We start from the raw sequence: 293 nt of genomic DNA on the forward strand, positions 1-293 counted from the left end.
GCGCTGGAGCCAGCTGGTCGACGCCTTTTGCGATTCGCAGACGAGCTGGATCGCAGCGCGATATTGCTGGTCCTCCGCCGAATCCTCGCCGGTCGGTGCGCCCTCCAGTGCGAAGCCGTCCTCCGGCTCCTCGGTGACGGACGAGATGTAATCGGGCAGCCCCTGCCCGCGCCAGTGATCGGCCACCGCGCGCACCTCGTCGTCGCTGGTGAAGGGGCCGTGGACGCGGACGATGCCCTTGCCGCCCGGCATGTACAGCATGTCGCCACGCCCCAGCAGCTGCTCCGCGCCCT

At 69.6% G+C, this 293-nt stretch carries 1 pseudogene; it reads right to left on the bottom strand.

The annotated features are described in order from the left end of the window. Positions 1–293, bottom strand: a pseudogene (locus AC0IYH_RS30890) (cell division protein FtsK); the annotation flags it as partial.

Source organism: Pseudomonas sp. AC463 (genome assembly GCF_979253585.1).